Annotated in this window: 27 protein-coding genes; 21 read left to right on the forward strand and 6 right to left on the reverse strand. The window is 63.5% G+C overall.

Translation table 11 applies throughout. The features are described from left to right. The first annotated feature begins 24 nt into the window (after positions 1-24). Positions 25-372, forward strand: coding sequence for a Lin0512 family protein (locus NLM31_RS19575; RefSeq protein WP_254130930.1), 348 nt, complete (start codon positions 25-27; stop codon positions 370-372). Between the two features lie 4 nt (positions 373-376). After that, positions 377-1,069: a GNAT family N-acetyltransferase gene (locus tag NLM31_RS19580; RefSeq protein WP_254130931.1), complete on the forward strand. Its 693-nt coding sequence runs from the start codon at positions 377-379 to the stop codon at positions 1,067-1,069. A gap of 31 nt (positions 1,070-1,100) precedes the next feature. On the opposite strand, the gene NLM31_RS19585 is transcribed toward NLM31_RS19580, so the two are convergent. After that, positions 1,101-1,670, reverse strand: a complete 570-nt coding sequence (locus tag NLM31_RS19585; RefSeq protein WP_254130932.1) for a hypothetical protein — start codon at positions 1,668-1,670, stop codon at positions 1,101-1,103. 246 nt (positions 1,671-1,916) lie between these two features. Here NLM31_RS19585 and NLM31_RS19590 point away from each other — a divergent pair, with 246 nt between their 5' ends. The 7 genes from NLM31_RS19590 (at position 1,917) to NLM31_RS19620 (ending at position 6,013) form a co-directional block, all read left to right on the forward strand. Then, the gene (locus tag NLM31_RS19590) at positions 1,917-3,101 is read left to right on the forward strand and encodes a serine hydrolase domain-containing protein (RefSeq protein WP_309143696.1); all 1,185 of its coding nucleotides are present in this window, start codon (positions 1,917-1,919) and stop codon (positions 3,099-3,101) included. Positions 3,102-3,196: 95 nt separating this feature from the next. Further along, positions 3,197-3,406 carry a DUF2892 domain-containing protein gene (locus NLM31_RS19595; RefSeq protein WP_254130934.1) on the forward strand — a complete coding sequence of 70 codons (210 nt, stop codon included), beginning with the start codon at positions 3,197-3,199 and terminating at the stop codon, positions 3,404-3,406. Next, the gene (locus NLM31_RS19600; protein WP_254193313.1) at positions 3,403-3,924 is read left to right on the forward strand and encodes an RNA polymerase sigma factor; all 522 of its coding nucleotides are present in this window, start codon (positions 3,403-3,405) and stop codon (positions 3,922-3,924) included. The genes NLM31_RS19595 and NLM31_RS19600 overlap by 4 nt, the downstream gene beginning before the upstream one ends. 3 nt (positions 3,925-3,927) lie before the next feature. Beyond that, a complete protein-coding gene (locus NLM31_RS19605; protein WP_254193314.1) occupies positions 3,928-4,269 on the forward strand; it encodes a carboxymuconolactone decarboxylase family protein in 342 nt (113 codons plus the stop codon). Positions 4,270-4,300: 31 nt separating this feature from the next. Next, entirely contained in the window at positions 4,301-4,966 is a 666-nt protein-coding gene (locus tag NLM31_RS19610; RefSeq protein ID WP_254193315.1) for a DUF429 domain-containing protein, read from the forward strand. Positions 4,967-5,083: 117 nt separating this feature from the next. Continuing rightward, positions 5,084-5,227 (forward strand): hypothetical protein, encoded by a 144-nt coding sequence (locus tag NLM31_RS19615; protein ID WP_254130938.1) that lies wholly within the window; start codon positions 5,084-5,086, stop codon positions 5,225-5,227. Between the two features lie 81 nt (positions 5,228-5,308). Further along, positions 5,309-6,013: a glutathione S-transferase family protein gene (locus NLM31_RS19620; RefSeq protein WP_254193316.1), complete on the forward strand. Its 705-nt coding sequence runs from the start codon at positions 5,309-5,311 to the stop codon at positions 6,011-6,013. Between the two features lie 2 nt (positions 6,014-6,015). On the opposite strand, the gene NLM31_RS19625 is transcribed toward NLM31_RS19620, so the two are convergent. From NLM31_RS19625 to NLM31_RS19635, 3 genes are all read right to left on the reverse strand, one after another. After that, entirely contained in the window at positions 6,016-6,798 is a 783-nt protein-coding gene (locus NLM31_RS19625; protein WP_254193317.1) for a sulfite exporter TauE/SafE family protein, read from the reverse strand. Positions 6,799-6,801: 3 nt separating this feature from the next. Continuing rightward, positions 6,802-7,434: a TetR/AcrR family transcriptional regulator gene (locus tag NLM31_RS19630; RefSeq protein ID WP_254130941.1), complete on the reverse strand. Its 633-nt coding sequence runs from the start codon at positions 7,432-7,434 to the stop codon at positions 6,802-6,804. 189 nt (positions 7,435-7,623) lie between these two features. Then, positions 7,624-7,995 (reverse strand): tRNA-binding protein, encoded by a 372-nt coding sequence (locus NLM31_RS19635; protein WP_128961888.1) that lies wholly within the window; start codon positions 7,993-7,995, stop codon positions 7,624-7,626. Between the two features lie 107 nt (positions 7,996-8,102). Here NLM31_RS19635 and NLM31_RS19640 point away from each other — a divergent pair, with 107 nt between their 5' ends. Next, positions 8,103-8,468 carry an ArsC family reductase gene (locus NLM31_RS19640; protein WP_254193318.1) on the forward strand — a complete coding sequence of 122 codons (366 nt, stop codon included), beginning with the start codon at positions 8,103-8,105 and terminating at the stop codon, positions 8,466-8,468. On the opposite strand, the gene NLM31_RS19645 is transcribed toward NLM31_RS19640, so the two are convergent. After that, on the reverse strand, positions 8,465-9,115 hold the full coding sequence (locus tag NLM31_RS19645) for a PAS domain-containing protein (protein WP_254193319.1): 651 nt from the start codon (positions 9,113-9,115) through the stop codon (positions 8,465-8,467). The two genes, NLM31_RS19640 and NLM31_RS19645, sit on opposite strands and share 4 nt — an antisense overlap. A gap of 340 nt (positions 9,116-9,455) precedes the next feature. Here NLM31_RS19645 and NLM31_RS19650 point away from each other — a divergent pair, with 340 nt between their 5' ends. The 7 genes from NLM31_RS19650 (at position 9,456) to NLM31_RS19680 (ending at position 15,949) form a co-directional block, all read left to right on the forward strand. Beyond that, a complete protein-coding gene (locus NLM31_RS19650) occupies positions 9,456-10,211 on the forward strand; it encodes an ABC transporter ATP-binding protein (protein WP_254130944.1) in 756 nt (251 codons plus the stop codon). Further along, complete coding sequence (locus NLM31_RS19655; RefSeq protein ID WP_254130945.1) at positions 10,204-10,950, forward strand: ABC transporter ATP-binding protein; 747 nt, start codon at positions 10,204-10,206, stop codon at positions 10,948-10,950. Before NLM31_RS19650 ends, NLM31_RS19655 begins: the two co-directional genes overlap by 8 nt. 48 nt (positions 10,951-10,998) lie before the next feature. Next, on the forward strand, positions 10,999-12,219 hold the full coding sequence (locus NLM31_RS19660; protein ID WP_254193320.1) for an ABC transporter substrate-binding protein: 1,221 nt from the start codon (positions 10,999-11,001) through the stop codon (positions 12,217-12,219). A gap of 72 nt (positions 12,220-12,291) precedes the next feature. Beyond that, a complete protein-coding gene (locus NLM31_RS19665; protein WP_234680633.1) occupies positions 12,292-13,155 on the forward strand; it encodes a branched-chain amino acid ABC transporter permease in 864 nt (287 codons plus the stop codon). 1 nt (position 13,156) lies between these two features. After that, the gene (locus NLM31_RS19670) at positions 13,157-14,125 is read left to right on the forward strand and encodes a branched-chain amino acid ABC transporter permease (RefSeq protein ID WP_254193321.1); all 969 of its coding nucleotides are present in this window, start codon (positions 13,157-13,159) and stop codon (positions 14,123-14,125) included. A gap of 156 nt (positions 14,126-14,281) precedes the next feature. Next, positions 14,282-14,926, forward strand: a complete 645-nt coding sequence (locus NLM31_RS19675) for a DUF47 domain-containing protein (protein WP_254193322.1) — start codon at positions 14,282-14,284, stop codon at positions 14,924-14,926. 15 nt (positions 14,927-14,941) lie between these two features. Further along, positions 14,942-15,949, forward strand: a complete 1,008-nt coding sequence (locus NLM31_RS19680) for an inorganic phosphate transporter (protein ID WP_254130948.1) — start codon at positions 14,942-14,944, stop codon at positions 15,947-15,949. On the opposite strand, the gene sugE is transcribed toward NLM31_RS19680, so the two are convergent. Then, the gene (gene sugE / locus NLM31_RS19685) at positions 15,942-16,256 is read right to left on the reverse strand and encodes a quaternary ammonium compound efflux SMR transporter SugE (RefSeq protein ID WP_254130949.1); all 315 of its coding nucleotides are present in this window, start codon (positions 16,254-16,256) and stop codon (positions 15,942-15,944) included. The two genes, NLM31_RS19680 and sugE, sit on opposite strands and share 8 nt — an antisense overlap. 158 nt (positions 16,257-16,414) lie before the next feature. On the opposite strand from sugE, the gene NLM31_RS19690 reads away from it, so the two are divergent. The 4 genes from NLM31_RS19690 (at position 16,415) to NLM31_RS19705 (ending at position 21,040) form a co-directional block, all read left to right on the forward strand. Beyond that, entirely contained in the window at positions 16,415-18,034 is a 1,620-nt protein-coding gene (locus NLM31_RS19690; protein WP_254193323.1) for a peptide chain release factor 3, read from the forward strand. A gap of 102 nt (positions 18,035-18,136) precedes the next feature. Next, positions 18,137-18,715 carry a hypothetical protein gene (locus NLM31_RS19695; protein WP_254130951.1) on the forward strand — a complete coding sequence of 193 codons (579 nt, stop codon included), beginning with the start codon at positions 18,137-18,139 and terminating at the stop codon, positions 18,713-18,715. 71 nt (positions 18,716-18,786) lie between these two features. Next, on the forward strand, positions 18,787-19,371 hold the full coding sequence (locus tag NLM31_RS19700) for an NnrU family protein (protein ID WP_254193324.1): 585 nt from the start codon (positions 18,787-18,789) through the stop codon (positions 19,369-19,371). Positions 19,372-19,444: 73 nt separating this feature from the next. Beyond that, entirely contained in the window at positions 19,445-21,040 is a 1,596-nt protein-coding gene (locus NLM31_RS19705) for a class I adenylate-forming enzyme family protein (RefSeq protein WP_254193325.1), read from the forward strand. The last annotated feature ends 23 nt before the right edge of the window (positions 21,041-21,063 follow it).

Raw genomic sequence — 21,063 nt, forward strand, 5'->3', positions numbered from 1 at the left:
ACTCCAGCACCGGCAGGAATGAACATGACTCGCGTTCGCTGTATCACCGAGATGGGCATGGGCGTCGACGTTCACGGCAGGGACGCCACCAAGGCAGCGAAGCGGGCCGTGTCGGATGCGATCCGGCACTCGAGCCTCGGCTTCTTCCGGATGATCGACAAGACCGCGAACGACATGTTCGTCGATGTCACCATCGGCGTGCCCAATCCCGAGGCCGTCGACAAGGAGGCGGTCGCGAAGGAGCTTCCCTACGGCACCGTGACCGTCACCGCGGTCAAGGGCGGGCTGGAGATTCCCTCGGCCACGGAAGTGGCCAATGATCCCATCCTGATCGCCAACGCCGCCGTCATCGTCAGCTTCGACAAGGACTAGGCCGGTGTCCGACAGCGATGTGCGGCTCCTGGACCGTCCGATCTGGAGCGCACTGACGACGAGCCATCGGCATCTGGCCGAAGGCGGGCCGCGCGCGCTGCGCTATCCCCTGGACATGACGCCGTTCGCCGACATGGTCGACATGTCGGCGGCAAGCTTTGCCGCGCTCGGTGATCTCATGTCCGGCTCACAAGTTGCCGCGCTGTTCACGCCTGATACGGTCGATGTTCCCGCGGGCTTCAAGGTCGTGTTGGCCGAAACCGGCGAGCAGATGATCGGCTCGCCCGCGGATAGCCCGTTGCGCGATGCCGAGATCGTCACGCTTGGTGCGGCCGACGTTCCCGCGATGATGGCGCTCACCGCGCTGACCAAGCCCGGGCCGTTTGCATTGCGAACGCATGAGCTCGGGACGTTCCTCGGCATCCGCGTCGACGGCGAGCTGGTCGCGATGACGGGCGAGCGGATGAAACCGGGGAAGTTCGTCGAGATGACCGCGGTCTGCGTTCATCCCGACTATCGCGGGCGCGGCTATGCGCAGGCGCTGCTCGCCGCGGTCGCGCGCCAGATCGAGGCGCGCGGCGAGATTCCGTTCCTGCACGTATTCTCCCACAACACGTCCGCCATCGCGCTCTATCAGCGCCAGGGCATGCACATCCGCCGTCGTCTGCACGTCACGGCGTTCATGAAGCAGGAATGACGGCCCGGCGGCCTGCGCCGGGCCGCGCATCCTAGGTCGTGTAGTCGACGAGCAGCGCGCTCGATGCGTTGGAGGACGCCGAGTTGCCGTTGGAGCCATAGGATGTCGACTGGCTGGTTGCGTTCTGGAGCAGCGAGATCAACTCCTTCATCAGCTCTGCGGTGGTGGCCGAAGACGAGCTGGACGAGGAATCGGACGACGAGGTCGAGTCGGTGCTGCCAGTGCTGCTCGTGCTCGACGAATCGCTGCTGCCATCGGGCGGTGGCGGCGGTCCGCCGGCGCCATTGGCGCTGCCGGAGAAGGTGTTGGCGAACACGTTCTTCAGCTCACTGGCCTGGTCGCTGGTCAGCTTGCCGCTCGACACCTCGTTCTGGATGAGGTCGTCGATCTTGGACTGCATCTCGTCGGCCGAGGGCGGCGACGAGGAGCTGGCGCTGGATGCGCTGCTCTTCATCGCCGAGTCGATATCGTCGAGCGCGGACGACAGTGCGGATTCATCGCTCGACGAGATGGTGCCCGCCGAGACTTCCTTGGTGAGCTCGCTCTTAAGGCGGTCGAGTGGGGAGTAGGAATTGGTGGTCGTTGCGGAGATCGAGGTCATTGCCGGTCACCCTTGATGAAATTGAAGATACGCTGAACATGGGTGTGAGGCTAAAGGTCGCGCGCTTAATGAGATCTTGCCGTAGGGATTGCTGGCGTTTTCGTTGTGTTGCTCGCGCCGAGGCGAACATGCGGTGAAACAAAAATGCGGGTGTTGACGGCGCCGGCCGCGCCTTGCGCGAACAGGCTTCCCCGCGGCCGATTCGTTGCTATATCCATCGCCATCATCTCGGGAAGGGACCGGTTTATGGATGCCAGAACGACAGATTTTTCCGCCGCGCGGACAGCGATGCAGCGCTACGTCGATCAGGAGATCGTCCCCGGCATGTCCTGGGCAGTGCTGCGCGGGCGCGAGGTGGTCGATCAGCAATGCGTCGGCTTTGCCGATCGCGAGGCGAAGACGGCGCTCCGGCCGGACCATATCTTTCGCGCGTTCTCCAACACCAAGATCTTCGTCACCTCCGCGATCATGCTGCTGGTCGAAGAGGGCCGCATCGGGCTCGATGATCCAATCGAGAAATTCCTGCCGCAGCTTGGCAATCGCAAGGTGCTGAAGCAGGGGGCTTCGAGCCTCGCCGATGCGGAGCCGGCGAAGAGCCCGATCACGATCCGGCACCTCCTGACCCACACCTCGGGCCTCAGCTACGGCATCTTCGATCCCGGCACCGTGCTGTTCAAAGGCTACAACGATGCGCGCGTGCTCAATCCGTTGACGCCTCTGATCGACATGATCGACAAGCTTGCCGATCTGCCGCTGTCCTACCATCCCGGTACCAGCTGGGAATATTCGGTGGCGACCGACGTGCTCGGTCGCGTCGTCGAGGTCGTCGCGGGAAAACCTCTCGACGCCTTCTTCAAGGCACGCATCTTCGATCCGCTCGGCATGACCGATACCGGCTTCTCGGTGCCCGAAGCGCAGCAGGGCAGACTGGTCGCGCACTATACCGGTGCCGACGTGCTCGATCCGACCAAGCCGGGCCTCACCCGTGCCGACGATCTGCCTTACCCGCAGGCCTATCGACGGCCGTTCCCGCGGCTGTCGGGCGGTGGTGGGCTGGTCTCGACCCTGCCGGACATGCTCGCGCTGGTGCGTGCGCTGGTGCCCGGACCGGAGGCGCTGCTGAAGCCTGAGACGCTGCGGCAGATGATGACCAACCAGTTGCCGGCGGGCCAGACCATCCGCTTTGCCAATCTCGGGCCGATGCCGGGCAAGGGCTTTGGCCTCGGCGGCGCCGTGACGTTCGCGCCGACCCAGTTCGATCCTCCGAACTCCACAGGCGAATTCCAGTGGGGCGGTCTTGCCGGCACCCATTGGTGGATTTGCCCTGAGGCCAACACCGCCGGCGTCCTGATGGCGCAGCGCCACATGGGCTTCTGGAATCCGTTCTTCTTCGAGTTCAAGCGCCTGGCCTACCAGGCGGTCGGAGGCTGACCGCAAAAAAATTGCAGGCAGCCGCGAATCCTTTTGCGCGATCGCGCCCTCTTCACGGTCGAGGCATTCCGTCTCGGCTCGTGTTGGAGGATGTGATGGCATTTTACAGGAAGAATATCGGCGGCCTGCACCAGGCGGTGCGGGTGGTCGCCGGAATCGCCGTAGCGATCGCGGCATTGGTTCATCTCACCGGTGCGCCGGCATGGCTGGTCGCGCTCGGCGGCGCCGGCTTCGCGCTGACCGGTCTCGTCGGCTATTGCCCGATGTGTGCGATGGCCGGCATCGGCAGGGGAGGCGTGTCGTGAGTGCTGCGGCGATCTCTTCAAACCTGTTCGAGGCGGCCCGGCTCGGCGATCCCCAGGCGATCGCCCGTCTGCTCGAGACGGCGCAACCCGATATCCGCCGTTACGCACGCGCGACCTGCCGCAATTCGGCGGACGCCGAGGACGCGGCGCAGGAAGCGTTGTGGATCCTGAGCCGGCATGTCGGCGCGATCCGTTCGCTGCTTGCATTTTCGGCGTGGCTGTTCAACGTGGTCCGCCGCGAATGCCTGCGCCTCGCGCGCAAAGCGGGTTTGGCCCCGTTGATCGACGAGAGCCAGGCGGAGGCCGCGCTGCTGTCGCGCCCAGAGGCCGATCTGCGGCTCGACGTGGCCGCGGCCTTCGAGGCGCTGCCGCTGCATTACCGCGACGTCGCGCTGATGCGCGATGTCAAGGAAATGACCATCGATGAAATCGCCGAGGCGCTCGGCGCAACGCGGCAGACTGTGAAGGCGCGCCTGCATCGCGCCCGCGCCCTGATGCGCGAATATCTGACGAGATGAGCCATGACCGATTATCAAACCCCTGACGATCTGAAGTCGATCCCGGCCTTCGTCGCGCTGGCGCCAATCGAGGCCAAGGCGTTCCTCGCGTTCAACCACGCGGTCGAGCGCCACGACGGATTGATCCCGCCGAAATATCGCGAGCTGATCTCGCTCGCCGTCGCGCTCACCACGCAATGTGCCTATTGCCTCGACGTGCATACGGCGCAGGCCGCGAAAGCCGGTGCCTCGCGCGAAGAGGTGGCGGAAGCTGCGCTGATCGCAGCCGCCGTGCGCGCCGGCGGCACGCTCGGCCATGCGCTGCTGGCACAACGGCTGTTCGAGGGGCATCGGGGCGCTGGATGAGCGAGCATTGGTGGAAGGCGGGACCGGACGCGTGAACAACTATCTCGGTCTCGACGGATTTCGTTTCGGCTGGGTCGCCGCGTGGATCGATGATCGCGGCGATCACGGCTTCGATTATTCGCCGGGCCTCACGCGCCTGCTCGCGATGCCGCATGCGCGTACGATGATCGATATGCCGATCGGGTTGAAGCCGACCGGCTATCGAACATGCGATCTGCGTGCGCGCGAAATGGTGGGGCCGGCGGTGTTTCTCGGGGCCCGGCGCGACCTCTGGTTATTTTCCGACATGGCGGCGGCCAATCGGCATTATTGGGAGCACGAAGGCAAGGGCAGGGGTGTTTCCGCGCAACTCTGGAACATCAGGGACAAGATCAGGGACGTCGACGAGATCATGACGCCGTCGCGGCAAGCGACAATCGGCGAAGCCCATCCGGAGTTGATTTTCTGGAATCTCTCAGGGCGTATCCGGCTTGCGAGGAAGACATCGGCGGAAGGCCGCGAGCAACGCATCGCGCTGCTGGCGCAGCGCGGCTTCACGCGCTTGCCGAAATGGCTGACGCAGCGGCACGGCACCGGCATCGGCCGCGACGATCTCATCGATGCCTGCGCCTGTGCGGTCGCGGCGCGGGACAGCACGCAGCACGTCGGCGGGGATGAGATCGATCCGCGCGGGCTGCGCATGGAGATCAATTACTGAGGGCGCCGGGCTGTAGGCCGAACCCGGGAAAAACAGGCAAATTATTTGAACCATGCAGGAACTGGCGATGGCCGGCGCGCGTTCCCCGTGCGAACCGAATTGAGAGAAGCCCGTGCGATGAATGATGCCAGCCAGTTCGCGACAGCGATGCTCGCGCTCGTTTTCACCGGAGCATTGCTCGTCACCGGGCAGCTCTTCATCGAGCAGCGCGCCCAGCGCGAAGCGCTCTACGCCACCAATCATTTGCTGCGGCCGTTGTAGTTTGACGGAATGACCCGGCCTTGCGCCGTTCGATGGCTCGCCTAGATTAAGCGCCATCTCACGCATGAAGCCGGGGTTCCGATGTCTGATTTGTCCGCCTTTCCGATCACCAAGCGCTGGCCTGCCAAGCATCCGGAGTTGCTCCAGCTTTATTCGCTGCCGACGCCGAACGGCGTCAAGGTTTCGATCATGCTGGAGGAGATCGGGCTGCCTTACGAAGTTCATCTCGTCGACTTCGGCAAGGACGACCAGAAGACGCCGGAATTCCTCTCCCTCAATCCAAACGGCAAGATCCCGGCGATCCTCGATCCCAACGGCCCCGGCGGCAGGCCGCTGCCGCTGTTCGAGTCCGGTGCGATCCTGCAATATCTCGCGGACAAGACCGGCAAGCTGCTGCCGCAGGACGCTGCGCGGCGCTACCAGACCATCCAGTGGGTGCATTTCCAGATGGGCGGCATCGGGCCGATGTTCGGCCAGGTCGGCTTCTTCCACAAATTCGCCGGCAAGGACTTTGAGGACAAGCGGCCGTTGGAGCGTTACGTCGGCGAGTCCAAGCGCCTGCTCGGTGTGATGGAGACGCATCTTTCCGGCCGGCAATGGTTCATGGATGACGACTACACCATCGCCGACATCTCCATGCTTGGCTGGGTACGCAACCTCATCGGCTTTTACGGTGCCGGCGATCTCGTCGAATTCAGCCAATTCAAGTCGGTCGCGGCCTGGCTTGAGCGCGGGCTGGCCCGTCCGGCCGTTGAGCGCGGATTGAATATTCCGAAGCGGCCTTGAAGCTAGCCCAGCGCCTTGTAGGTCATGTAGAGCGCCATCAGCGCGACGAGTCCGATCATGCTCTGGCGCAGCACCGCTTTGCTGACGCCATTCGCCATGCGCGCGCCGAGATCGGTGCCGACCCAGAGGCCGGCGATAATGCCGATGATGGCCGGCCAGCCGACCATCAGTCCCTTGCTCCAGTAGATCCAGGCGGCCGGAATGTTGGTCGGGATCACCGAGAAGATGAGGCTGATGAGTTGGGCCTGATGCTGCGGCACGCGCAGGCCAGCGGCGAGGCCGACCGTGATCGCAAGTCCGCCGCCGATGCCCATGAAACCGGAGGAGAAGCCGGCAAGCACGCCGATGAGCAGCAGGAGGAGCCAGGGCAGGTGGTCCTGATCAGCGGTGGGGCTGCTACCGTCCTTGCGGTCACGACGCAGGATCAGAAGCGCGATGAGAGCGACCAGGTAGGCGACGTAGGTCCATTGCAGCACCGCGTCGGAGACGGCGGCCGCGGCGTAGCCGCCGCCCGCGCCGCCGATCAGAAATCCGACGCCGATCCAGACAATCCACAGCAACGGGCTGTGATTGCCGCTTTGCCAGTAACGACGTACGCCGGCGAGACCTGTCGGCGGGACCTGCGTGATCAGCGAGGTTCCTTGGGCGACGTGCTGCTCGGCGCCGAGCAGCAGCACCGTGAAGATGACGAGGCCGCCGCCCGGGCTCGTGCCCATGAAGCCCGAGGTCAGTCCGCCGATGAGACCGACGCCGGCACCGGCGAGGAGGTCGTGGATTGCCGACATCGTTCACGTCCTCGTTCGTCGCTTGATGTCGGGCTTGGCCGTACGAAAGCCATCGATCACGCCGGTCACAGTCGCCATGCAGGCGGCGACGTCAAAATCCTCGCCCCAGCATTTTTGCAGCACAAAGCCCTGGAAGATCGCCACCAGCACGCGCGAGATCGCATCGGCGCCGAGATCGTGCTTGATCAGGCCGTCGTGCTGGCCGCGTTCGACCAGCGCCACGATCAGCGCGCGCGGCATGTCGATGCCTTCGACAACGCTGGTGCGGACGCGGCGGTTGCGCAGCGCCTCGGCCCAGCCATGGATGCCGACGCGGCGCCGCGCTTCGCCGGCGGGATCGGTCAGCCATTGCGCGTAGACGCGCACCAGCGCGTGCAATCCTTCGATCGGATCGCCCGAGCCTTGCGCGACCGAGTTGAGGACGGCCTCGCGGCGATGCCGGTCGTCGGCCAGCGCCTCGATCAGATCGTCCTTGCTCTGGAAGTAGAGATAGACCGCGCCGTGGCTCAGGCCGGACCGCTTGACGATATCGGCCATGCCGGTCTGGTGAAATCCGTCTTCGGAGAAGCAGGCGAGCGCGGCTTCGAGGATCTGCTGGCGGCGGTCTTCACGCTTCTTGTCGCTGATCTTGGGCATCCGTCCCGTCCGTAAATAACTGACCGTGCGATCGTTTTAGGAGGCAGTCAGAAATGGCCCCCACGAAGCTTGCTTTAATAAAAAACGATCAGTCAGTCATTTTAATGGCAAAGCGGTTTCCGGTCAAGTCCGGGCGATTGAGCCGAAGAAACCGGACGAGATCTGAGAGAGGCCGCGAAGGCGATTCCGCTAGAACAGCCGCCCGCCGTTCGGCACCGGCTTGCTCGGCTGCATCAGCACGACCTTGCCGTCGGCATCGGGGAAGCCGAGTGTCAGCACCTCGGAGACGACAGGCCCGATCTGGCGCGGCGGGAAATTGACGACGGCCGCGACCTGCTGTCCGACCAGCGTCTCGAGCGGATGGTTCTCGGTGATCTGCGCCGAACTCTTGCGCACGCCGATGGCCGGGCCGAAGTCGATCCACAGCCGCCAGGCCGGCTTACGCGCCTCGGGAAACGGCTTTGCGTCGACGATGGTGCCGACGCGGATATCGACCGCGAGGAACGTGTTGAAGTCGATGGTCGGCGAGGCGGATGCCGCGGGATCGTGGGTCACGTGCATGATGTGTCCGTTCGGAAGAGGTCGAAAGCGTCGATGGCAATATTGTCGCGCGAACCGGAGTTTCGTACAACGCCACAGCACGTCACGACGCATGCGCGAGGACCGTCTTGCCCAACATCATCTACGGCATCAAGAACTGCGACACCATGAAGAAGGCGCGCGCCTGGCTTGACAGTCATGGCGTCGCCTACGAGTTCCACGACTACAAGGCCGCCGGCGTCGAGAAGGACAAGCTCAAGCAATGGAGCGACAAGGTCGGCTGGGAGACGTTGCTCAATCGCGCCGGCACCACCTTCAAGAAGTTGCCGGACTCCGACAAGGAAGGCCTGACCGAGAAGAAGGCGCTGGCGCTGATGCTAGCGCAACCATCGATGATCAAGCGGCCGGTGCTCGACATCGGCGGCAAGCTGCTGGTCGGCTTCAAGCCTGATATCTACGACAAGGAAGTCGGCGCCAAATCGCGCAAAAGCTAATTCAGCTCGATGATTTCGGCGGTGATATCAGGACCGCCGGGCTGATCGGCGAATTCGACGACGTCAGCGGCGGCGATGCGTCCGGGGGCGCGGTGAAACAGTTCGCGGTCGATCACCGTGCGCAGTTTCGGCCGCGGCAGCGCGTCATTTCCGCGCAGCAGATTCTTGATCTCGAAGCCGCCGTCCTCGCAGAAGGTCTTGAGCGAAGCGATGACGTGACTGACCTTTTCGTCGGTCAGGAAGGGCAGCAACAGCCGTTCATAGGCGACGACGCGGCCGTAGATGTCGTCAACCTCGGCAACGCTGTAGACCGGAAGGCCGCGCGCGACGCATTCGTGGTAGACCGGCATGACGAAGGGCGCGAGCCGCAGCCCGACATAATCCTCCAGCAGGATTCCCTTGCCGGTATGGCCATAAGCGCGCGAAATCCGTGTGCCCTCGCTCTGAATGGTCAGGCGAGGCGTCGCCGGCGAATTGTCCACCGTGTAGTAGATGAGATCGGACAGCTCTTCCTCGAGTCGCGCGGGCTGATACTCCCAGATCGCCGGCGCAGCCTGCTGGCGCGCATAAAGTCGCAGCCACGTGTTGAGCAGGTCACGCTGCTTGATCGATTTGACGACGGAGGGAGCGGCGCTGGCGAAATCCAAAACAATATTCCCGGCGAATGAAACCCGCACATGATCGCCACGGTGGGGAAATTTTTGATGAAGGCTGGCGCGCGGGACCAAAGACCGTTAACGACGGCTTGATGACCGGTGTCTTGCGAACCGGAAGGCCGGCAGGCGCAACATCACAAAACCTCCAACTAAGGGAGCATAAGACTCCCGGCCGGAGGCCTGACCTGCTCAGCTTTCCGCCTTGCCTAACCCCCGTCACCTCCGGCATATTCCGCGCCCGGAGGCGGCGTTCCGGGAAGGCTCCAAGGCCTCCGGAAAGCCGAAGTATCAAGGACAGCCACGCGTATTGCGCGGGCAGGGGGAAATCTGTTTGGCCGATGAGTTCATTCTCGAAACGGAAGGCTTGACCAAGGAGTTCGCGGGCTTCTTCGCCGTCCGCGACGTTGCGCTCAAGGTCCGCCGTGGGAGTATTCACGCGTTGATCGGCCCGAACGGCGCCGGCAAGACGACGTGCTTCAATCTTCTGACCAAGTTCCTCAAACCGTCTGCCGGAAAAATCCTGTACAAGGGACAGGACATCACCGCGATGGCGCCCGCCGATGTTGCGCGCCTGGGGCTGGTGCGTTCGTTCCAGATCTCGGCGGTGTTTCCGCACCTGACCGCGCTGGAAAACGTCCGTGTTGCGCTCCAGCGTCAGCACGGCAGCTCGTTTGATTTCTGGCGTTCGAAATCGGTGCTCAACCGTTTCAACAACCGGGCGCTAGAATTGTTGAACGATGTCGGCCTCAGCGAATTTGCCAATACGCCGGCGGTCGAGATGCCCTACGGGCGCAAGCGCGCGCTCGAGATCGCGACCACGCTGGCGCTCGATCCGGAGATGATGCTGCTGGACGAGCCGATGGCCGGCATGGGCCACGAGGACATCGACAAGATCGCAGCGCTGATCAAGCGTATCTCGGCGAAGTACACCATCCTGATGGTCGAGCACAATTTGAGCGTCGTGGCCAATCTCTCCGACATCATCACCGTGCTGACGCGCGGGCAGGTGCTCGCCCAGGGCAATTACGCCGATCTCACCAAGGACGAGCGCGTCAAGGAAGCCTATCTGGGAGCCGGTCATGCCTGAGACTGCGATGGCCGAAGCTCCGGCGAAGGCCGCAACCGGCGGTAACATCCTCCAGGTCCGGAACTTGGAGGCCTGGTACGGCGAATCCCACATCCTGCACGGGATCAATTTCGACGTGAACGCGGGCGAGGTCGTCACGCTGCTGGGGCGCAACGGCGCCGGCAAGACCACCACGCTGAAGTCGATCATGGGCATCATCGGCAAGCGTGCCGGCTCGATCAAATTCAACAACCAGGACATCATCCGCGCGACCTCCGACAAGATCGCGCGGATGGGCATCGCGTTCTGCCCGGAAGAGCGGGGGATTTTCTCCAGTCTCGACGTGCGGGAGAATTTATTGCTGCCGCCGGTGGTGCGCCCGGGCGGACTGCCGCTCGAACAGATCTTCGATCTGTTTCCGAACCTGAAGGAGCGGCTCAACAGCCAGGGTACCAAGCTGTCCGGCGGCGAGCAGCAGATGCTCGCGATCGCGCGCATCCTGCGCACCGGCGCCAGCTTCCTGATGCTCGACGAGCCGACCGAAGGTCTTGCGCCTGTCATCATTCAGCAGATCGGTCACACCATTGCGCGGCTGAAGAAGGAAGGTTTCACGATCCTTCTGGTCGAGCAGAACTTCCGGTTCGCATCCACCGTTGCCGACCGCTATTACGTCGTCGAGCACGGCAAGATCATTGACGGATTTTCCAATGCGGAGCTTGCCGCCAACATGGACAAGCTCCACACCTATCTCGGCGTCTAGTCCGGCCAGAGGTCGAACGGTCACGAGAAGATTCACGAGGGAAGTAGCATGAAAAAGTCGATTGCATCGTTGTTGCTCGGCACGGCGTTGGCCGTTACCACCGCTGGCGCGGCTTTCGCGCAGGACAAGACGGTCAAGATCGGCGCGCTGTCCGATCAGTCCGGTCTCTATGCGGACCTCGGTGGGCCCGGCTCGACGCTCGCAGCCCAGATGGCGGTGGAAGATTCCGGCCTCGCCGCGAAGGGCTGGAAGATCGACATCATCTCGGGCGATCACCAGAACAAGCCGGATATCGGCACCGCCATCGCAAGGCAGTGGTTCGACGTCGATAAGGTCGACATCATCGTAGACGTGCCGAATTCCGGCGTGGCGCTCGCGGTCAACAACGTCGTGAAGGAAAAGAACGGCGTCTACATCAATTCGGGCGCGGCGACCTCCGACCTCACCAACGCGCAGTGCTCGCCCAACACCGTGCACTGGACCTACGACACCTACATGCTGGCCCACACCACGGGCCAGGCCCTGGTGAAGGCCGGCGGCGACACCTGGTTCTTCCTGACCGCGGACTACGCCTTTGGTGCGGCGCTCGAGCGCGACACCACCGCCGTCATCACCGCCAACGGCGGCAAGGTCGTCGGCGGCGTCAAGCATCCGCTCAACACGCCGGACTTCTCGTCCTTCCTGCTGCAGGCGCAGGCCTCCAAGGCCAAGATCATCGGCCTTGCCAATGCCGGCGGCGACACCACCAATACGATCAAGCAGGCGGCCGAGTTCGGCATCGTCAAGGGCGGTCAGAAGCTCGCGGCGCTGCTCTTGTTCCTCACCGACGTCAAGGCGATCGGCCTGGAGACCGCGCAGGGCCTGAACTTCACCGAGACCTTCTACTGGGACATGAACGACCAGAGCCGGGCTTTCTCCAAGCGGTTCTCGGAGAAAATGAAGAACGGCGCGATGCCGACCATGGTGCAGGCGGGTGTCTATGCGGGCGTGCGCCACTATCTCAAGGCGCTGGACGGGCTCGGCGGCAATCCTCATGACGGTGTCAAGGTCGTCGAGAAGATGAAGTCGATGCCGACGGAAGACGATCTGTTCGGCAAGGGCGAGATCCAGCCCAACGGCCGCACCATCCACAACGCCTATCTGTTCGAGGTGAAGAAGCCCTCCGAGTCCAAGGGACCGTGGGACTTCTACAAGCTCGTCGGCACGGTGCCGGGCGATCAGGCCTTCACGCCGCTCTCCGAGAGCAAGTGCGCGCTGCTTAAGAAGTAAGACCAACAGCCCGCTGGCGGCGAGCCGGCGGGCGCGACTTTGGGAACGCCGAAGGGACTGGGTGCTGGATCGATGCAGGCTCTCTACGCACAGCTACTGGTGGGATTGATCAACGGCTCGTTCTACGCGCTGCTCAGTCTCGGGCTCGCCGTCATCTTCGGCATGCTCAACATCATCAATTTCGCCCATGGTGCGCTCTACATGATGGGCGCCTTCGTCGCCTATTTCCTGCTGAACCTCGGTGGCATCAGTTACTGGTGGGCGCTGCTGTTCGCGCCGATCATCGTCGGCATCTTCGGCATGATCCTGGAACGGACCATGCTGAAATTCCTGACCGGGCTCGACCATCTCTATGGTCTGCTGCTGACCTTTGGCATCGCGCTGATCGTGCAGGGTGTGTTCCAGAATTTTTTCGGGTCCTCCGGCCTGCCTTATGCCATTCCGGATCAGCTCAAGGGCGGCATGAATCTCGGCTTCATGTTCCTGCCGATCTATCGCGGCTGGGTGGTCATCTTCTCGCTGGTGGTGTGTCTTGCGACCTGGTTCCTGATCGAGAAGACGCGGCTCGGCGCTTATCTGCGCGCCGCCACTGAAAATCCGACGCTGGTGCGTGCCTTCGGTATCAACGTGCCGCGCATGATCACGTTGACCTACGGTCTCGGTGTCGGGCTGGCCGCGCTCGCCGGCGTGCTCTCGGCGCCGATCAACCAGGTGCGGCCGCTGATGGGCGCCGACCTCATCATCGTCGTGTTCGCGGTGGTGGTGATCGGCGGCATGGGATCGATCATGGGCTCCATCATCACCGGCTTCGCGCTCGGTGTGATCGAGGGTCTGACCAAATATTTCTACCCCGAGGCCTCCAACACCGTCGTCTTCGTGCTGATGGTGCTGGTGCTCTTGGTGAAGCCAACGGGATTGACGGGAAGGGCAGCCTGACATGACAGCCTTGACGGACGACACGCTGCCGGTAGCTCCGCGGGCGATGCGCGACGAGATGATCGTCTTCGTGGTGATGGCGCTGCTGCTGGCCTCGGTGCCTTTCAGCGGCATCTATCCGTTCTTCGTGATGCAGGCGCTGTGCTTTGCGCTGCTTGCCTGCGCCTTCAATCTCTTGATCGGCTATGGCGGCCTGTTGTCGTTTGGCCATGCGATGTTCATGGGCACCGCGGGCTATTGCAGCGCGCACGCGCTGAAAGTATGGGCGCTGCCGCCTGAACTCGGCATCCTCGTCGGCATAGCCGCCGCGTTCGGGCTGTCGCTCATCACCGGCTACATCTCGATCCGCCGCCAGGGCATCTATTTCTCGATGATCACGCTGGCGCTGTCGCAGTTGCTGTACTTCATCTATCTCCAGGCGCCGTTCACCCATGGCGAGGACGGCATCCAGGGCATTCCGCAGGGGCACATGTTCGGTGTGCTCGATCTGTCGAAGCCGACCGTGCTCTATTACGTCGTGCTGGTCGGCTTCCTCGCGGGCTTCCTGCTGATCTATCGCATCATCAACTCGCCGTTCGGCGAGGTCCTGAAGTCGATCCGTGAGAACGAGCCGCGCGCCATCTCACTCGGCTACCGGACCGATCAGTACAAGTTCCTGGCGTTTGTCCTGTCGGGGACCCTGGCGGGCTTCGCCGGCGCGCTGAAAGTGTTCGTGGCGCAGAACGCCTCGCTCACCGACGTGCACTGGTCGATGTCGGGCGAAGTCGTGCTGATGACGCTGGTTGGCGGTCTCGGTACCATCTTCGGTCCCGTGGTCGGCGCCTTCGCGATCATCGCCATGCAGCAATATCTGGCCGGCTTCGGCCAGTGGGTGACGGTGATCCAGGGCTCGATCTTCGTGATCTGCGTGCTCACCTTCCGCCGTGGTGTCGTTGGCGAATTTGCCCATTACTTCCGGCGGTCGCTCTAAATCATTGATATCGCACCAATTCCGTTGGCGCGTAAATCCGGTGGATGATCCGGCGCCGCGGGCGTGAGATGACACGCGCGCGGAACGAAAATGGTCTATGACAGTTTTGTGACGGCCTGTTCGGGCCGGGTCATGTCCAACCGGTAGCCTATCCCCATGATGCGATGGTTTCGTGCTTTCCTGCCCAAGGAAGAACGCTTCTTCGACCTGTTCGACCGCCACGCCCAGACCGTGATCCAGGGCGCGATCGCGCTTCAGGGCGTGTTGAACGGCGGCGAGGAGACGCCGGTCTACTGTCAGCGCGTCAACCAGTTCGAGAACGATGCCGACAATATCACGCGTGAGGTGCTGACGGCGGTGCGCCGCACGTTCATTACGCCGTTCGATCGCGGCGACATCAAGAACCTCATTACCTCGATGGACGATGCCATCGACCAGATGCAGCAGACCGCCAAAGCCGTGATGCTGTTCGAGGTCCGCACCTTCGAGCCGCCCATGCGCGAGATCGGCGCGCTCCTGATCGAGTGCGCCAATCTGGTCGGACGTGCGCTGCCCCTGATGCAGTCGATCGGGCCCAATGTCGCGATGCTGACCGCGATCACCGAAGAGCTGACCAAGCTCGAAGGCCGCGTCGACGACCTCCATGACATCGGGCTGAAGGAGCTGTTCCTCAAGCACCGCGAGGGCAGCGCGATGGACTTCATCGTCGGCGTCGAAATCTACGACCACCTCGAAAAGGTGGCCGATCGCTTCGACGACGTCGCGAACGAGATCAACAGCATCGTCATCGAGCAAGTTTAGGGCAGGGGCCGCGCCGTGGATGCTGCGTTGGGTCTTCCCGTCCTGGTCGGATTGATTGCCGTCGCGCTGCTGTTCGATTTCCTGAACGGCCTGCACGATGCCGCCAATTCGATCGCGACCATCGTTTCGACCCGCGTTCTGCGGCCGCAATTCGCGGTGTTCTGGGCTGCGTTCTTCAATTTCGTCGCCTTCATGGTGTTCGGCCTGCACGTCGCGCAGACCATCGGCACCGGTATCATCGACCCCGCAATTGTCGATGCCCAGGTGATCTTTGCAGCTCTTGTCGGCGCCATCGTCTGGAATCTCGTGACCTGGGCGCTCGGCATCCCGTCTTCCTCGTCGCATGCGCTGATCGGCGGGCTCGTCGGCGGCGGCATGGCCAAGGCCGGAATCTCGGCGGCGGTCTGGAGTGGGCTGACCAAGGCGGTCCTGGCGATCGTGCTGTCGCCGCTGGTCGGCTTCCTGCTCGCGATGATGCTGGTTGCGGTCGTATCCTGGCTCTCGGTGCGCTCGACGCCGTTCGCGGTCGACCGCGCCTTCCGCATCCTGCAATTCGCCTCCGCCTCGCTCTATTCGCTCGGGCACGGCGGCAATGATGCGCAGAAGACGATGGGCATCATTGCCGTGCTGCTCTATTCGCAGGGCCATCTCGGCGGCGAATTCACGGTGCCGTTCTGGGTGGTGCTCTCCTGCCAGTCGGCGATGGCGCTGGGCACGTTGATGGGCGGCTGGCGTATCGTCCGCACCATGGGGCTGCGCATCACCAAGCTGACGCCGATGCAGGGTTTTTGCGCCGAGACCGGCGGGGCGGCGACCCTGTTCATAGCCACCTTCCTCGGCGTTCCCGTCTCGACCACCCACACCATCACCGGCGCCATTGTCGGCGTCGGCGCCGCGCGGCGCGTCTCGGCCGTACGCTGGAACGTGGCAAGCTCGATCGTCTATGCCTGGGTGATCACGATCCCGGCCTCGGCCATCGTCGCAGCACTCTCCTGGTGGGCGGTCCAGCTCTTCCTCAGGTAACGAATTTGAGCCCCGCGATGCCCGCGACGATCAGGGCGATGCTGGCGAGCCGGAAGGCTGTGGCGGGCTCGCCGAACAGGATGATGCCGAGCGTCGCGGTGCCGACCGCACCGATCCCGGTCCAGACCGCATAGGCGGTTCCGACCGGCAGCGACTTGAGCGCCAAACCGAGCAGGATCACGCTGCCGGCCATGGCCGCGAGCGTGATGACGGACGGAACCAGCCTGGTAAAGCCCTCGGTATATTTCAGGCCAATCGCCCAGGTGATCTCGAGAAGACCGGCGACGAACAGGATGCTCCAGGCCATGACGCCCCTCCATTCAAGGCAGGGCCGTCCCCGCAGGCTGCTATGCTGATGAGCAGGAAGGTCGTCCTCCCGGAAGCCGATATGGGGCTGGCCGAAGGGCTCCGCAATCACCAAATGAGGCTTGATTGGGCCCATTTTCCCTGCCAAACGCTCCCGCCATGTCCGACATCGCCACCACAGCCGAATCGCCGGCCCGTTCCCCGCTTGCCGCAGAAGTGTCGCGGCGTCGCACGTTTGCGATCATTTCGCACCCGGACGCCGGCAAGACCACGCTGACCGAGAAGCTGCTGCTGTTCGGCGGCGCCATCAATCTGGCCGGGCAGGTCAAGGCCAAGGGTGAACGGCGCAACACCCGCTCGGACTGGATGAAGATCGAGCGCGAGCGCGGCATCTCGGTCGTGACCTCGGTCATGACCTTCGAGTTTGAAGGCCTGGTCTTCAACCTCCTGGACACGCCGGGCCACGAAGACTTTTCGGAAGACACCTATCGTACGCTCACGGCGGTCGATTCCGCCGTGATGGTGATCGACGCGGCCAAGGGCATCGAGGCGCGGACGCGCAAGCTGTTCGAGGTGTGTCGTCTGCGCGACATCCCGATCATCACCTTCATCAATAAAATGGATCGCGAGAGCCGCGACGTTTTCGAGCTGCTCGACGAGATCGAGAAGACACTGGCGCTCGACACCACGCCGATGACCTGGCCGGTCGGCCGCGGCCGCGACTTCCTCGGCACCTACGACGTCGTCAATGGCGGCGTACGCCTGCTCGAGGGTGGCGGCGCCAAGACGGGCGCTGCGCAGCAGATCGAGATCGCCGAGCTCGCCAAGCTCAATGCGAATCTCGACGTCTCCGGGGTGAAGGACGAGCTCGAGCTCGTGACCGAGGCCTCAAAGCCGTTCGAGCTCGACGCGTTTCGCGAGGGCCATCTGACGCCGGTTTATTTCGGCAGCGCGCTGCGCAATTTCGGCGTCGGCGATCTCCTGGAAGGGCTCGGCAAGTTCGCGCCCGAACCGCGTGCGCAGGACAGCGACCAGCGCAAGGTCGAAGCCACCGACCCGCGCATGAGCGCCTTCGTGTTCAAGATCCAGGCCAACATGGATCCGAACCACCGCGACCGCATCGCGTTTGCGCGGCTGTGCTCAGGCAAGCTCAGCCGCGGCATGAAGGCGAAGCTGGTGCGCACCGGCAAGAGCATGCCGCTGTCGAGCCCGCAATTCTTCTTTGCCCAGGACCGTTCGGTCGCGGACGAGGCCTTTGCAGGCGACGTCGTCGGCATTCCCAATCACGGCACGCTGCGCATCGGCGACACGCTGACCGAGGGCGAGGATTTCAACTTCGTTGGCGTGCCGAGCTTCGCGCCCGAAATCGTTCGCCGGGTGCGTCTCACCGACGCGATGAAGGCGAAGAAGCTGAAGGAAGCGCTTCAGCAGATGTCGGAAGAGGGCGTCGTGCAGGTGTTCCGTCCGCGCGACGGCGCACCGGCGCTGGTTGGCGTGGTCGGCGCGCTGCAACTCGACGTGCTCAAGGCACGGCTCGAGGCGGAATATTCGCTGCCGGTCGAGTTCGAGGTCAGCGAGTTCCAGCTCGCGCGCTGGGTCTCCTCGGAGGACCGCAAGAAGCTCGACACCTTCATTGCTTCCAACACCTCCAGCATCGCCGACGACGTCGATGGCGATCCCGTGTATCTGGCACGGAACGAGTTCTATCTCGGCTACACCAGGGACCGCGCCGAGGGGATCGAGTTCACCAACGTCAAGGACGTCAAGAAGAAGGGGTAGGGCGCACCCCGGCGGCTTAAGCGCGAGCATGTGAACGCACGCGGGCTTGACGCATGCTGCGGCGGTGCCACGTTGGTCTACATGATATCGCGAGCGCGCATCATGTGGCGTGGCATCCTCATCTTTCTCCTTCTTGCGATCTCAACCGTCGCGGTCGACGCGCAGCGCCGGCAGATCAATCCGATCCCGTTTGCGCACGAGCCGTGCAGTGTGCTCGACGGCCGTCCCTGCACGCCGTCCTATTGCAGCCCGCTCGATCACGGGCCCTGCATTCCCGAGATGGACTATCCCTACGGGCAGAACCTCCAGCTCACGATCGAGAGCGTCCCGTCAGAGGCTGATCGGGCCAAGTACCAGAAGCCGGATCACGATCTCGATACGATCGGCGACCTCTTTGCCGAGCTGCGCACCTGCTGGTCGCCGCCATCGGACAATGCCCGCGCGGGCATGCAGATGGCGGTGCGATTCAGCTTTAACAAGACCGGGGGGCTGATCGGCCCGCCGCGCCTGACATATGCGACCGCAGGCGTTCCGGCGGACACAAGGACGGCCTATCTCAACGCGATCAATTCATCGCTGAACGCCTGCCTGCCGTTGAACTTCACCAGCGGCCTCGGCGGTGCCCTGGCCGGGCGTCCGATCGCGATCCGATATGTCGATAATCGAGAGACTGGCAAGTAGCGCATCAGTTGCGACCGGCGGCCGATCGATGATACGCCATAGGCGGGGGCGCTGGTTGAGGGGAGGATGTCGTGGGTCTGCTGGTCATGATCCTGGGGCTGGTGCTGTTTTTCGCCGCCCATGTTTTCACAACGAAACGAGAGGCACGCGCGCAGGCGATCGCGCGGCTGGGTGAGGGGACCTACAAGATCCTCTATTCGGTCGTCTCGCTCGCGGGGCTGGCGCTGATCGTCTGGGGCTTTGGCCATTATCGCGCGACCGGCTGGATCGATGTCTGGTATCCGCCGAAGGCGATGAAGCACATCACGGTCGCGCTGATGCTGCCTGCCGTCATCCTGGTGGTCGCATCATATTTGCGGGGCCGCATCTATGCGACGCTGAAGCATCCGATGCTCGCCGGCATCAAGCTGTGGGCGGCGGCCCATCTGCTCGCCAATGGCGATCTCGGCTCCATCATCCTGTTCGGCTCGTTTCTGGGGTGGGGGGTCTATGATCGTATTTCGCTCAAGCATCGCAAGGATGCCGGTGGCCCGCCGATTCCAGTGGGCGGCGTCACCAACGATCTGATCGCTGTTGCGGTCGGTATCGTCGCCTATCTGGCGCTGGCGTTTGCGTTCCACCCTGTTGTGATCGGCGTTCCCGTCATGGGCGGCTAGCCGATCGGCGCAAGACATCATCTCCGTACTCATGTGCGGAAGGTGACAAAAGCAACAAGACGAGGACCCTCCGATGGACTGGTCGCAATCTCAGATTCCGCCGATGCGGTTCGAGGCGCGTTTTGGCGATCGGGTGGTCCCGGCCTTCACCGACCGGCCGGCTAGTCTCTGGGCGATGATCGCGGAGGCTGCCGCGCGCAACGGCGATGGCGAAGCGCTGGTCTGCGGTGACGTTCGCCTCAGCTGGCGACAGGCGGTGGCGCAGGCCGCGCGGATTGCATCGGGCTTTCGCAAGCTCGGCCTGCAGCGCGGCGACCGCGTCGCGATCCTGCTCGGCAACCGCATCGAATTTCCGCTGCTGCTGTTTGCCGCCGCGCATGAGGGGCTGGTCACCGTGCTGCTCAGCACACGCCAGCAGAAGCCGGAGATTGCCTATGTTCTCACCGATTGCGGCGCCAAGATCCTGATCCACGAAGCCGGTCTCGCCGAGCGGTTGCCCGACGCACAGGATGTGCCTGATGTCGTCCATCGCGTCGCCGTCGACAATGATCCGCAAGTGTCGCGCTTCGCGGTGCTCGCCGACAACGCACAGGCCGCAGCACCGGTCGAAGTGAACGAGGAGGATACCGCGATGATCCTCTACACCTCGGGCACCACGGGCAAGCCGAAGGGCGCGATGCTCGCCCATTGCAACATCGTGCATTCCTCGATGGTGTTCGTGTCCTGCCTGCAATTGACGAAGGTCGACCGCTCGATCGCAGCCGTCCCGCTCGGCCATGTCACGGGCGTCGTCGCCAATATCACGACGATGATCTGCTGCGGCGGCGCGCTGATCATCATGCCGGAGTTCAAGGCTGCTGATTACCTCAAGCTCGCGGCGCAGGAGCGCGTCACCTACACGGTGATGGTGCCGGCGATGTACAATCTCTGCCTGCTCCAGCCGGATTTCGACAGCTATGATCTCTCGAGCTGGCGCATCGGTGGTTTCGGCGGTGCGCCGATGCCGGTTGCGACGATCGAGAAGCTCAAGGCGACGATTCCGGGCCTGAAGCTCGCGAACTGCTACGGCGCGACCGAGACCACGTCGCCGTCCACCATCATGCCGGGCGAGCTGACGGAGAGCCATATCGACAGCGTCGGCCTGCCGTGTCCCGGCGCGCGGATCATCGCGATGGGGACCGAGGGACGCGAGCTGCCGCCCGGCGAGATCGGCGAGCTCTGGATCCAGAGCGCCTCCGTCATCAAGGGCTACTGGAACAACCCGAAGGCGACGGCGGATAGTTTCACTGCCGGCTTTTGGCATTCGGGCGATCTCGGCTCGGTCGACGCCGAAGGGTTCGTCCGTATCTTCGACCGGCAGAAGGACATGATCAATCGCGGCGGCCTCAAGATCTATTCGGCCGAGGTCGAATCCGTGCTGGCCGGCCACCCGGCCGTGGTCGAGAGTGCGATCATCGCCAGGCCATGCCCGGTGCTGGGCGAACGTGTCCACGCGGTCGTGGTCACCCGCGTCCAGGTCGGCACCGACGACTTGAAGGCCTGGTGCGCCGAGCGCCTGTCCGACTACAAGGTGCCGGAGACCATGACGGTCACCACGGAGCCCCTCCCGCGCAACGCCAACGGTAAGGTGGTGAAACGCCAGCTGCGGGAGCTGCTGGTCGGGGCCTGAATGGAGGCGGGTGGGGTACCGGG

This window comes from Bradyrhizobium sp. CCGUVB4N, assembly GCF_024199945.1.
In the GTDB taxonomy this organism is placed as follows: Bacteria; Pseudomonadota; Alphaproteobacteria; order Rhizobiales; family Xanthobacteraceae; genus Bradyrhizobium.